Source organism: Thalassotalea sp. PP2-459 (genome assembly GCF_001913705.1).
Classification (GTDB): domain Bacteria; phylum Pseudomonadota; class Gammaproteobacteria; order Enterobacterales; family Alteromonadaceae; genus Thalassotalea_C; species Thalassotalea_C hakodatensis.
Map to the genome: position 1 here is coordinate 16,116 of NZ_MKQD01000065.1, position 13,090 is coordinate 29,205.

12 protein-coding genes are annotated in these 13,090 nt (G+C 40.1%); 7 read left to right on the forward strand and 5 right to left on the reverse strand.

Translation table 11 applies throughout. From position 1 onward, the window contains the following. The first annotated feature begins 217 nt into the window (after window positions 1-217). The 3 genes from BI291_RS14930 (at window position 218) to BI291_RS14940 (ending at window position 2,797) form a co-directional block, all read left to right on the forward strand. Window positions 218-469, forward strand: a complete 252-nt coding sequence (locus BI291_RS14930; RefSeq protein WP_074499571.1) for a DUF4212 domain-containing protein — start codon at window positions 218-220, stop codon at window positions 467-469. After that, window positions 469-2,208: a sodium:solute symporter family protein gene (locus tag BI291_RS14935; protein ID WP_074499572.1), complete on the forward strand. Its 1,740-nt coding sequence runs from the start codon at window positions 469-471 to the stop codon at window positions 2,206-2,208. Before BI291_RS14930 ends, BI291_RS14935 begins: the two co-directional genes overlap by 1 nt. 148 nt (window positions 2,209-2,356) lie before the next feature. Beyond that, window positions 2,357-2,797 carry a hypothetical protein gene (locus BI291_RS14940; RefSeq protein ID WP_074499573.1) on the forward strand — a complete coding sequence of 147 codons (441 nt, stop codon included), beginning with the start codon at window positions 2,357-2,359 and terminating at the stop codon, window positions 2,795-2,797. Window positions 2,798-2,813: 16 nt separating this feature from the next. Here the strand turns inward: BI291_RS14940 and soxR are convergent, their stop codons facing one another. Continuing rightward, the gene (gene soxR, locus BI291_RS14945) at window positions 2,814-3,257 is read right to left on the reverse strand and encodes a redox-sensitive transcriptional activator SoxR (protein ID WP_074499574.1); all 444 of its coding nucleotides are present in this window, start codon (window positions 3,255-3,257) and stop codon (window positions 2,814-2,816) included. A 231-nt stretch (window positions 3,258-3,488) separates the two neighbouring features. Here soxR and BI291_RS14950 point away from each other — a divergent pair, with 231 nt between their 5' ends. From BI291_RS14950 to BI291_RS14960, 3 genes are all read left to right on the forward strand, one after another. After that, complete coding sequence (locus tag BI291_RS14950) at window positions 3,489-3,941, forward strand: VOC family protein (protein ID WP_074499575.1); 453 nt, start codon at window positions 3,489-3,491, stop codon at window positions 3,939-3,941. After that, entirely contained in the window at window positions 3,938-4,447 is a 510-nt protein-coding gene (locus BI291_RS14955) for a flavodoxin family protein (RefSeq protein WP_074499576.1), read from the forward strand. Before BI291_RS14950 ends, BI291_RS14955 begins: the two co-directional genes overlap by 4 nt. A 150-nt stretch (window positions 4,448-4,597) precedes the next feature. Continuing rightward, the gene (locus tag BI291_RS14960) at window positions 4,598-8,041 is read left to right on the forward strand and encodes a PAS-domain containing protein (RefSeq protein ID WP_074499577.1); all 3,444 of its coding nucleotides are present in this window, start codon (window positions 4,598-4,600) and stop codon (window positions 8,039-8,041) included. Window positions 8,042-8,087: 46 nt separating this feature from the next. Here BI291_RS14960 and BI291_RS14965 read toward each other — a convergent pair whose 3' ends face one another. From BI291_RS14965 to coaBC, 4 genes are all read right to left on the reverse strand, one after another. Continuing rightward, window positions 8,088-8,744, reverse strand: coding sequence for a response regulator transcription factor (locus tag BI291_RS14965; protein WP_175573137.1), 657 nt, complete (start codon window positions 8,742-8,744; stop codon window positions 8,088-8,090). A gap of 95 nt (window positions 8,745-8,839) precedes the next feature. Further along, on the reverse strand, window positions 8,840-10,300 hold the full coding sequence (locus BI291_RS14970; protein ID WP_074499579.1) for an aminoacyl-histidine dipeptidase: 1,461 nt from the start codon (window positions 10,298-10,300) through the stop codon (window positions 8,840-8,842). A 115-nt stretch (window positions 10,301-10,415) separates the two neighbouring features. Further along, window positions 10,416-11,000, reverse strand: coding sequence for a nucleoid occlusion factor SlmA (slmA, locus tag BI291_RS14975; RefSeq protein ID WP_074499580.1), 585 nt, complete (start codon window positions 10,998-11,000; stop codon window positions 10,416-10,418). Window positions 11,001-11,062: 62 nt separating this feature from the next. Continuing rightward, a complete protein-coding gene (gene coaBC, locus BI291_RS14980; protein ID WP_074499581.1) occupies window positions 11,063-12,271 on the reverse strand; it encodes a bifunctional phosphopantothenoylcysteine decarboxylase/phosphopantothenate--cysteine ligase CoaBC in 1,209 nt (402 codons plus the stop codon). An 87-nt stretch (window positions 12,272-12,358) separates the two neighbouring features. On the opposite strand from coaBC, the gene radC reads away from it, so the two are divergent. Continuing rightward, complete coding sequence (gene radC, locus BI291_RS14985; protein WP_074499582.1) at window positions 12,359-13,030, forward strand: DNA repair protein RadC; 672 nt, start codon at window positions 12,359-12,361, stop codon at window positions 13,028-13,030. Window positions 13,031-13,090: the final 60 nt, after the last annotated feature.

The following is a 13,090-nucleotide window of genomic DNA, read 5'->3' on the forward strand; positions in this document are numbered from 1 at the left end:
GTCAACTAAGATCGTCACCCCCTAGACTAAAGTGTAATACCTCGGCAAAAAAAACCTTGTTAGTGTGTATCTTAGTTTAGTTTTATTGTGTCATTTCTATTTATAAAGTAAGAAGCATTATAAAACTAACGATAAAAACAACAGGTATTAAAAGCGCAAAAAAATTAAAAAATGCGCATTAATAATGGGCTCTAAAGCTCAATGCTAGGAGAAAACAATGGAAGACAAAAATTCATATTGGGCAGAAAATCTGCGCCTGATTTTTATCTGTCTTGCTATCTGGTTCGTGGTGTCATTCGGATTCGGCTTAATATTGGTTGAGCCATTGAATACCATTCGTCTAGGTGGTTACAAACTGGGTTTCTGGTTTGCACAACAAGGCTCTATCTATACCTTCGTTGGTCTCATTTTCTGGTACGGTAAGAAAATGAACGACCTTGATAAAAAATATAATGTGGAGGACGCGTAATGGATGAGTTAAAACTCTATACATGGATCGCGGTAGGTGGCACCTTCGGTTTATATTTTTTAATTGCTTGGTGGGCTCGAGCAGGTTCTACGAGTGAATTTTACGCAGCAGGCGGCGGTATTACGCCACTACAAAACGGTATGGCAATTGGTGCTGACTGGATGAGTGCTGCATCGTTCATCTCTATGGCTGGCTTAATTGCCTTTTTAGGTTACGGTGGTTCGGTATTTCTTATGGGCTGGACGGGTGGTTACGTATTACTAGCGCTGTGTTTAGCGCCGTATATGCGTAAACATGGTAAATTTACCGTACCAGAGTTTATTGGTGATAGGTTTTATTCACGTACAGCGCGTATTGTAGCGGTAGTTTGTTTGATCATAGCTTCTTTAACTTACATAATCGGCCAAATGAAAGGTGTTGGTGTAGCGTTCTCTCGCTTTTTAGAAGTAGAATATGACACTGGCCTATACATTGGTATGTTTGTGGTATTTGTTTACACCACTTTAGGTGGTATGAAAGGCATTACCTATACGCAGATCGCCCAATACGTGGTGTTGATCACCGCATATACCATTCCAGCAATCTTCATCTCATTACAATTAACGGGTAATCCAATTCCACAACTCGGCTTAGGCTCAACCTTATCAGATGGCAGTGGCGTTTATTTGCTCGATAAGTTGGACATGGTGGTCACTGACCTAGGGTTTAAAGAGTATACAACGGCCAATATGAGCGGTTACACAGAAATGATTGCTTATACCTTGTCGTTAATGATTGGCACGGCAGGCTTACCACACGTAATTATGCGTTTCTTTACGGTACCTTCAGTAAAAGCGGCACGTCAGTCAGCAGGTTATGCACTTGTATTTATCGCGTTACTTTACACAGTTGCGCCGGCAGTTGGCGCAATGGCACGTTTTAACTTAATGAATACTATTGAGCCCGCTGCAGGACAAAATCTTGAATATGCTGAGCGCCCTCAATGGTTTAAAGATTGGGAAAAAACCGGTCTATTGAAGTTTGAAGATAAGAATGGCGACGGTAAAGTGCAATATACGGCAGACAAAACAACCAATGAAATGGTAAAAGTTGACCAAGACATTATGGTTTTGGCTAACCCTGCTATTGCAAACTTACCTAATTGGGTCATCGCACTTGTTGCTGCCGGTGGTTTAGCGGCGGCACTGTCTACCGCCGCTGGTTTGTTATTGGCAATATCGTCGGCGATATCTCATGACTTGATGAAAGGGGTGCTCGTGCCTGACATGTCAGAGAAAAATGAGCTGTTAGCAAGCCGAATAGTGATGACCTTGTCCATAATAGTGGCCGGTTATCTCGGGCTGAATCCACCCGGATTTGCCGCGGGAACGGTGGCGTTAGCCTTTGGTTTGGCGGCATCAAGTATTTTCCCAGCGTTAATGATGGGTATTTTCTCTAAGAAAATGAACAGTAAAGCAGCGATAGCAGGCATGTGTGCGGGTATCGGTGTCACTATGCTTTATGTATTCCAGCACAAAGGTATTATGTTTTATGCTCCGAGTGCTTTCTTAGGAGACATGGAACCAAACTGGTTCTTCGGTATTTCACCTAATGCTTTTGGTTCCGTAGGTGCATTAGTTAACTTTACCGTGGCGTTTATCGTGCTTAAAGCGACAGGTCCAGCACCACAAGTAATTCAAGACTTGGTTACCAACTTCCGTACGCCGCATGGTGGTATTTCGGCAGCTCATGACCATTAATTAAATGCTCGCGCATTAATCAAAAGCTTCTACTTGTATGGGTAGAAGCTTTTCTATTTCGTTAAATTGCTAGAATATTTGTGCTAATACTAGAGACATTATTAGATTGTATTAGCACAAATTTTATATATAAAAATAGGATGAATGGATGAACCGTCACACCAAACTTGCCATTTTACTGGCTCCATTTCTTATATTAGGTGGTTATGTGTTATCAGATTTGTATTTAGAAGATCAAGCGAGTGATCTACGCTTGTACCAAATGCAGCCTTTTGGCCATTGTGATGTGATAAACCAAAAATGCATATTGAAGTCAGGCGAGTTTGAAATCAACGTTATGCATGATAACGGTATTACCACGGTAAATTCTACGTTTCCACTTGATACCGCAACACTCTTTACGGTGGATAAAGCGAATAACCCCACAGGCTACCAATTAGGCATGAAAGAAACGCCTTATTATTGGAAACGCGAAACGGATATAGGTGCGTTGATACCTAACAAAAGTGACAAACTAAAATTACGGTTTATTGGCGAAATAAAAGGCGGTAAATACATCGCTGAATTTTATACACAAACGGTCAAATAAACTGTGTGAATAGTTTTTATTGATTGTTATCTAAAATAACCGGGCCAGAGCCTGTGTCGCCTAAGGTGTCTTCGGGGTTATAAAGCGGGCAGCTGTTCATTGATAAACACCCACAACCAATACAGCCGCTCAAATAATCTCGCAACCTTTCCATGTAAGTAATTCTCTCATTTAAGGTTTGCTGCCATTGGCTAGCTAATTGTTGCCAATCTTGAGTGTTAGGCGTACGGTTTTTTGGCAACGCAGCAAAGGCTTGCTTTATTTCCTCTAAACTAATTCCCATTTTTTGTGCCGCTTTGATCACTGAAATTCGTCTTAATACGTCAGGTTTATAACGTCGTTGGTTACCATTGTTTCGCCAACTTTTTATCAACCCTTTAGCTTCGTAAAAATGTAAGGTGGATACCTTAACACCCGCTCGTTTGGCTACACGCCCTACCGATAAATTTGCTTCTTGCATTAATAGCTCCTTCTTTTATTTCACTATAAGCAAAAAAACACTTTACCTCAACGTAACTTGAGGTTTTAAGCTTGCGTTGTTATTCACAAGAACAGGAGTAAGCATAATGTCTATGCCAAATCAACTATTTACAGATCACAATGACACTAAGCCCTTGTCGGCCTTTTTGACATACTATTTAGCTTTGATTAATAACACGATGGCGATCAAATAAACCAATAAGGAGGCGTAATGCTGCATTTAGAACATATTAATTTAGTAGTAAACAGTATTCCTAAAACGCTGAAATTTTACCAAGCTGCGTTTCCACACTGGCGCATACGTGGGCGTGATACGCAAATTTGGTATGGCAACGCGAGGCAATGGTTGCATTTTGGCGATGACTACCAATATTTAACGTTTAATGACGGCGGTACAGGGGCCAATCGGGATTTACAGGGGAATAGCGTGGGTTTAGCTCATTTTGCTTTTGTTACTCAAAACCTGGAAGCATTAATTGATCGTCTTAAAGCCGCTGGGTTTGAACGAACAAAAAGTGGTGAAGTATTACCGCAGCGAAAAAATACGTATTTTGTTGATCCTAATGGTTTTGAAGTTGAATTTGTTGAATACCTGAGCGATATTCCTCAAGAAAGAAATACATACCAAGAATCAACGCATTGCAGTCAGGGGGTTACAATATGAAAGCGGTTATTATTGTGGCAACGTCGCGAGATAATGGCAATACCGTTAAGTGTGCTAATGCGTTAGCATTATCATTCCCTGCTGATATTATTAATTTGTCTCACTATCAATTTTCGTATTATGACTATCAAAACAAAAATAAAGATGATGACTTTCTCAAATTAGCTGAACAAATATGTCAGTATGATCTCATTATTTATGCGAGTCCTATCTACTGGTATGCGATGTCAGCGCAAATGAAAGTATTTTTTGATCGATTAACTGACTTGGTCACCATTGAAAAACTGCTGGGTAGAGCGTTAAAAAATAAACGAAACGCCCTCATTTCAACAGGGGCGGAAAAAGTAGCACCATCTTGCTTTGTGGAACCATTTGCACTAACAGCAGATTACTTTGACATGAGATTTATCGGGAATTATTACTTACCTGTAATACAGCAAGAGATATCAGAGCAGCATTTCGAACAATATATTGTCGAAACAACGCAGGCGTTAAAACAGTATTAAGCGTTAAAATATATAACTAGGGCCTGTTGATCTTTCGCGTTTATTCTTGCGCAAAAGGCCAAAACCGAACAGCAATTAGACCAAAATCTAATTGCTTTTATCATCTAATATTTAGACACTTAGCTTATTCATAGTTTTTTGAGTGATGTTATGTTTCCTAATTGGCAGTTAACCCTGATCAGCATTAGTTATATTGGGTTGTTGTTTATTATTGCCTATTTGGGTGATAAGTATCGCCATCGATTAGCCAAGCAGGCACAAAAATATATTTATGCGCTTTCACTTGGTGTTTACTGCACATCGTGGAGTTTTTTAGGCACGACCGGCCAAGCATCAAGTAATTTTTTATCGCATATTCCTATTTATTTAGGGCCTATCATTATTTTTTTATTTTTCTGGCCTTTTATTCAGCGCATTATTCGTATCAGTTTAAAACTAAACTTAACCTCAATCGCTGATTTACTCGCCTCTCGGTTTGGTAAATCACATAATCTAGCCATAATTGTTACGTTGGTCGCACTCATTGGCACAATGCCCTATATCGCACTTCAGTTAAAAGCCATCGTATACTCTTTCCAACAACTGCAAGCCACTAACGTAGTGAGTACATGGGGCTTTGGCTTGATTGTTAGCTTAGTACTGGCAGGTTTTACCGTAATGTTCGGTATTAGAAATATAGACGTGACTGAGCGCCACCCAGGTGTGATGCTTGCCATTGCGTTTGAGAGTTTAGTCAAACTTATTGCTTTCTTAGCCGTTGGCTTATTTGTCAGTTTTGTTCTTTTTGATTCGCCGAGTGAAATTTGGCACCAATCTGGGGCTAATATTCAGTTATATCAAAACTTCAATACGCCTAACCTATTATCTATGTCAGCAATGTTAATTATTGTTATGGCAGCTTTTTTATCATTACCACGCCAATTTCAGGTGATGGTCGTTGAACTTAAAGATGAAAAAGATACGTGGCTGAGTCGACGTGTGTTTCCGCTGTATTTATTAGTCTTTGCATTATTTGCGGCACCCCTTGGTTTAGCGGGTGATTTATTGTTAGGAGATTCAGTTCCTGCCGATACTTACGTGCTTTTCTTACCTTGGACACAAGAACAAACTTGGTTAACGCTAGTGGCTTTTTTGGGCGCAATATCTGCCGCTAGCTCTATGGTCATCATTTCTTCAATTGCATTAAGTACCATGTTAAGCAATGAAATTGTCTTTCCCATGATATTCCGCTCTAGTAATACGCGTCACACAGATTACGATAATTTTAGGTCTCGATTACTAAAAATTCGTAAGTTATTAGTGTTAATGGTGATATTACTTGGCTACGGTGTTTTCTTGCTTGCTTCGCCTGATACGTTAAGTTCTTTAGGTGAAATTGCCTTTGGTGCTTTTGCACAATTAACCCCTGCCCTTGTTGCTGCTTTTTATTGGCGAAGAGCTAGTTTAACAGGTGTGTATGGCGGTATATTAGTGGGTTTTACTTTATGGCTTTTACTCAACTTTTTACCTCAATTTGGCTTTTACCAATCCCCAATTACTGATGGTATTTTACCGGCTAAAAGTAGCGCGAATTTATTGAGCTTGGGCATTAATGTACTGGTGATGTGGGCGTTATCTATTATGAGCCGACAAAGTGTTCAAGAACGGGTTCAAGCCTCTGTATTTCTTGAATGGCAATTACCTGATATGCAAGCAACTTCACGTAAAAGTCGTAAAATTAATAGCCATGAACTTGAATTACTTGTTTCCCGTTTTGTGGGGATTAAAAAAGCTGCGGATAGCTTTGCGCAATTTAACCAACAACACAACAAAAGAGCATTAGGTTTGGCTGTGTATAATCAGCGCTTATTGCAATATACCGAAAATACCTTGGCAAGTGTTATGGGATCTTCGTCTGCACAGTTGGTTATTTCGTCAGCGTTGGATGGAAGAGATATTGCGCTAGATGAACTAGCAGTATTGGTTGAAGATGCATCAAATCAAAAACAACAGCAGATACAGCATTTATTACAAAGTGCGATTGAGAATGCTAGTGAAGGGATTTCTATTGTTGATCGAGACTTAAAATTGGTCGCGTGGAATAAAAAATACCTCGATATTTTTAAATACCCGAAAGAACTGATTTATGCAGGGGTTAAAATCGAAAAATTGATCCGCTATAACATTTCACGAGGCTTAGTAGGAGAAGGTAATATTGAACAACAGGTAAATAAACGTATTGCTTATTTACGATCTGGGAGTTCACATAGTTCAGAGCGAGAGCATGATAATGGTCAAGTGATTCGTATTGAAGGTAATCCATTACCTGATGGCGGCTTTGTCATGATGTTTTCTGATATTACTGCTTATCGACATGCAGAACAAATGCTTAAAGCTGAAAACTTCGATTTAGAAACTGTTGTGCAAGAACGAACACAAAAGTTAGAGCAAGCCAATGAAGCGTTAGAATTTGCACGCGAAAAAGCAGAACAAGCGCATATTAAAAAAAGCTTATATTTAAAGGCTTGTAGCCATGATTTAATGCAACCTCTAGAAGCTGCTAGACTTTTTACCTCGGCACTTGCTAGTCAAGATAACTTAAATGAAGTTCAGCAGCGACAAGTGAAAAATATTGATCATTCATTGAAAGTGGCGAATGATCTTTTAGCGGATTTAAGCGAAATTGCCCGTATTGAAAGTGGCAACATTAAAGCACACTTTGAAGCCTTCCCCTTGCAACCGTTATTTAACGATTTAAGCCAAGAGTTTTCTGCATCAGCACAAGAGTTATCGGTAGATTTTCGTGTTGCGGCAACCTCGTTATGGGTGCTTTCAGACAAACATATGCTGCGCCGAATTTTACAAAACTTAATCGGTAATGCGTTTCGCTATGCAAGTCCTGGAAAAGTGTTGTTAGGGGCAAGGTGTCATGACGAAAAAGTGACCATTCAAGTGGCTGATAATGGCCCCGGCATTCCAGAAGACAAACAAAATATAGTGTTTGAACAGTTTACCCAATTGAACACGCCACAAACATCTGGTAGCAGTAGAGGGTTAGGTTTGGGGTTAAATATTACGCAAAGCTTGGCAAATATTTTAGGACATCAGCTCGGATTAACCTCTAAACTTTCACAGGGCTGTAGTTTCACTGTTGGGCTAAACAAGGCCGCAATAAATGTTCAGCCAGTCATAGAAAAACCACAAATTAATGTAGGTTTTAGTGATATTACCGTGATGTGTATTGATAATGATCATGATGTGCTAAGTGGCATGGTTGAGCTATTAAATGCGTGGCAATGTAATGTATTGGCGGCGGCATCCTATCAAGAAGCAAAAGCACTATTTGCAGAGCACTATAATGATACTGAAATATTATTGGTAGATTATCAGCTCGATGATGATCATAACGGCCTTGACTTGATACAAGCGTTAAGAGAACAATCGAATCAATACTTGCCAGCGATATTGATCACTGCTACTACAGATGAAGACATTGAAGAAAAAACCAAGGCGGCAGATGTTGGCTTTATGCGAAAGCTCGTTAAACCTGCAGCGCTAAGAGCAATGATGAGCGCCATGTTAGCGAAGAAATTACAAGATAAATACTTAACGTAAAAGATACTTTATCGCTACGCTTAGCCAATTTTTTAATCGCTGAGTGTTATTCTTCAGCAAATTGTTGTTCTGATAAGTCTAATTGACTAATCGCGATAACGGCTTGTGTTCGGTTTCTAACATTAAGCTTACGAAAAATCGCAGTTGCATGCGCTTTAATCGTTGCTTCTGATACGTTCAGATCATAGGCAATTTGTTTGTTTAACATGCCTTGGGCAAACATCATCAAAATTCGATATTGTTGCTGCGTTAAACTCGCAACACTTTCAGCAATATCAATATGTTGTGTTTTATTACTCGGCGTAAAGGTAGGCGGTAGCCAAATATCACCCATAAAAACCTTCTGAATGGCAACAAAAATTGTATCAACAGGTGTTGATTTAGGCACAAAGCCCGCAGCGCCATATTCCATGGCTTTACTGATGGTGTCTTGTTCTTCGTGTGCAGAGACAACAACGACAGGAATTTGTGGAAAATGGTTTCTGACATGGATCAACGTATTAAAGCCGTGAGCGCCTGGAATATTGAGATCAAGTAACAACATATCTGCTGCTTGATTTGCTTGTAGTTGTTGTTCTAGCTCTTCAATGGTCTGTGCTTCTACCCACTGTGTTTTTGTCAATTGAACTTTTAGTGTGTCTAATAAAGCTTGTCTGAACAATGGGTGATCATCAGCTATTATTATTTGTTCTGGCTGGATCATAATTCGTGTTCCATAGTTTTCCCTAAACTGAGTATATAGCGATAATATAAAAAAGCGTATTAGACTTGAGTCTAATACGCTTCTACGGTTAAAGGTCAGCTTTTTTCAGGTATTTGCTTTAAGACTTCAACTAATAATTGCCAGTATTTATTCACAGATGCAATGTGTACTTTTTCATCAGGGGAGTGCGGAAATTTGATCGTTGGTCCAATAGAAACCATATCCCATTGCGGATAGGCCGATTTAAATAAGCCACATTCTAACCCCGCATGAATTACCATAATTTCAGGTAATGTATTAAATAATGACTGATACGCGTCGCGAACTGTAGCCATAATGGGTGAAGTGGTATCTGGTTTCCAGCCTGGGTAGGCACCATCAAAGATAATGTTTGCCCCTGCAAGGCTGAACACAGAACGAACCATCGATTCAACCTCCGAACGGCCGTCATCATGTAAGCTACGGATCAATGTCATACACTCAAAGCGAGTTCCTTTAGTACGCATAACGCCTAAGTTTAGTGAAGACTCTACAATGCCTTCAATATCATCACTCATACGTATAACACCATTCGGGCAGGCGTTTATTGCGTTTAAAATTTGAGCTTGGCAAGCTGGTGTCCAACACTGTTCGAATTCTTCTGGAGAAATAAGCAACATGTCTATGTTGGGTTCAGTGGCTTTTAAATTAAAACGTACTGTGGCTAAATAATCAGCGAGACATTGTTTTAATGCTTCGATATGTTTATTTTCAACAACAAAGCTTGTTTCAGCTTCACGAGGAATTGCATTTCGCAGGCTGCCGCCATTAAGCTCTGTTAATTGTATATTAAAACGCTCTGTGGCAATCAATAAGAAACGCACTAACAGTTTACAGGCATTAGCACGACCCGTGTGAATATCAACGCCAGAATGGCCGCCTTTTAGCCCAGATATTGAGAGGTTAAATGCTGTGGTATTTTTCTTAACAGGTTGAAAGTCGAGGTCAAATCTAGCATTGCCGTCAATACCACCGGCGCAACCCATGTACACTTCACCTTCTTGTTCGGAGTCAGTATTAATTAAAATGTCGCCTTCTAGCCAATCAGACTGTAAGCCAAAAGCGCCAGTCATGCCTGCTTCTTCATCAATTGTGATTAATACTTCTAATGGACCGTGCGCAATATCTGAACTGGCTAGTACCGCAAGTGCTGATACAAGCCCGATACCATTGTCAGCACCTAGTGTGGTGCCATTGGCTGTGACCCACTCGCCATCAATGTAGGCCTCAATTGGGTCATTGAGAAAGTCGTGTTCTTTGTCATTATTTTTTTGAGGCACCATGTCCATATGGGCTTGTAAAATAACCCCTTTTTTGTTTTCCATTCCCGCTGCCGCAGGTTTACGAATAAGTAAATTTCCGACGCTGTCTTCGCTAACCTCTAAGTTTAGCGAGGTAGCCCATTGTTGTATCCATGTTGAAACGCGTTGTTCATGTTTCGAGGGGCGAGGAATTTGGCAGAGTTGCTCGAATAATTGCCATAAGATTGAAGGAGAAAGTTCAGCTAGTTGACTCACGACGGAGGTTCCTTTTTATTGTGCGTTAAAAAGTAGGTTTATGGTTATATTATGATATGAATAAAAAAGCACTGATAGCTCAGTGCTTTTTTTTGTATGTATTCAGGGTAAAGCTTTATTTACTCGCCATTAAAAATAACCATTGATCGTTAAAGCTCTCACTGGGTTTCTTTTCAAATCCGGTTCTCACGTATTGACAAATTTTTCCTTCAGCAAACGCAACTAATATGTTGGCCAATGCCAACTCTGGAATGTCAAAACCTTTGCCTTCTCGTAGTTTGCGTTCACGTAACACTTGTTTAAATTGTGATTCGAGTTTTTCGAAAAATTGGTTAACGCGTGCACGCAAACGTTCATTCTCACCCATTAATGCATCACCAGATAAAATACGGCACATGCCAGGGTTACGCTCAGCAAAAATTAATAAAACGTGTAATATATGGTGGCATCTAACCAGTGCTTCTTTGTGATCGGTTAAAATTAAGTTTACGCGTGAGAAAATTGACTCTTCAATAAACTCTATCAAGCCTTCAAACATTCTTGCTTTGGAAGGAAAGTGTCGGTAAAGCGCGGCTTCAGATACCCCTACTTGTTCTGCAAGTTTGGCGGTAGTGATGCGTTGCCCAGGACTAGTTTGCAACATTAATGCTAAACATTCTAAGATTTGTTGTTTACGATTAGGCTTTGCGGAACCCGACATATTATTATTCTCTAATGATTAAGGTTAATTCGTTTGTTTATTGCAAGATTGTAGCGATAAACTCAAAGTATTTCATCTAGTTGACGTTTAATAATAGCGACTAATTGATCAGCAACATGTTGTTTGCTTGCCAGTGGTATATCAACACTTTTATCACGACTAAATATTTTAAGCGCATTGTTTTCACTGTTGAAACCGTGCCCTGCTTTGCTGACATCGTTTGCAGCGATCATGTCTAAATTCTTACGTATCAATTTATCTTTGGCGTATTGTTCGACCTGTTGCGTTTCAGCGGCAAAGCCTACAACGAAAGGTTTAGCCGTTAATTGAGCAACACTAGCAACAATATCTGGATTTTTTTCAAGGGTGAGTGTGAGCTGATCAGTATCTGCTGTTTTCTTTATTTTGTGTTCAGCCACTTCTGCCATGCGATAATCAGAGACGGCAGCGCAGGCGACAAAAACAGTCGCCTTACTACAATGATTAAGGGCTTGTTGTAACATTTGTTGTGCGCTATCGACATATACCATGTTACAGCCTTGAATAGGTGCCAAGCTTACAGGGCCTGAAATAACGGTAACATTCGCACCTGCTTGCAATGCAGATTTAGCGATGGCATAACCCATTTTTCCTGAGCTGTGATTGGAAATATAGCGAACAGGATCAATAGCTTCTCGCGTTGGACCTGCTGTGATCACCCAGTGTTGGCCAGCTAAATCGTTAGAGGCAAAGTGGTTGCATACATGTGTTACAATTTCACTGACTTCGATCATGCGTCCCAAGCCAATATCACCACAAGCTTGTTCGCCACTTCCTGGTCCCCAGATAAGTATATCTCGCTGTATAAGTGTGTGAATATTTTCTTGTGTTGCTTGTGCATGCCACATTTGTTGGTTCATCGCTGGGCTAATGGCGATAGGAGCATCTGTTGCTAACACTATCGTAGAAAGTAAGTCGTCAGCAAACCCATGTGCTATACGCGCTATGGTGTTTGCACTTGCTGGTGCAATAAGCATTAAATCAGCCCACTTTGCCAATTCGATATGCCCCATAGCGAGCTCTGCTTCAGTATCTAATAAACTGTCTGATACCGCTAAACCGGAAACGGCCTGTAGTGTTAGTGGTGTAATGAATGCTTTAGCGCTGTCTGTCATTACAACGCGTACATTCGCACCTTGCTCTTTTAATCGCCTTACTAGCTCAGGCGTTTTATAAGCTGCGATGCCACCAGTGATGCCTAAGACAATGTTTTTATCTGCGAGTTGTTGCATATCTACTAAGTCAGACTATTTTTATCGGTAGCGTATAAGAATATCACTATTCATCACTATTGAAAATTGCTAAGCAAAGGAACTGCTATGTTAAAAGATTGGCCAATCATGGAAAAGCCAAGAGAAAAATTATTATCACTTGGTGCGCAGTCATTATCTGATGCGGAACTACTGGCTATTTTTATCCGCACAGGTGTGAAAGGAAATAACGTTGTGGAGTTGTCTCGGCAGTTGTTATTAACGTTTGGTAGTTTATCCGCTGTGTTTCAGGCAAGTCAGCATGAATTTTGTCAAATAAATGGTTTAGGAAGCGCTAAGTATGTACAGCTGCAAGCATGTCTTGAAATGGTTAAAAGGTGCCTTGGCGAAGAGTTAATTAAAGGTGACGCACTGACAAGCTCTCAAGCAAGTAAAGCATTTCTTATTGGACAGTTAAGGCATGAACATCGGGAAGTGTTTGCTGTTTTATTATTAGATACTCAACATCAGGTTATTGCCTTTGAGAAACTTTTTTATGGCACGCTCAATGCTGCAGCCGTATATCCTCGCGTGGTTGTTGAAACGGCTATACGCCAACACGCAAACGCGGTCATTCTTGCACATAACCATCCTTCTGGTATTGCGGAAGCAAGCATAGCAGATAAGCAAATCACGAATCGTTTAACTCAAGCCCTTGCGCTGGTTGATATCAAGGTACTTGATCATATGATTGTTGCAGGGCATCAATGTTATTCATTCGCAGAACACGGACTGTTGTAATTAACGAATTGGTTAAAAAATGTTTGATTTTCTTGCATAGCTAGGCAATGAACGGTAATT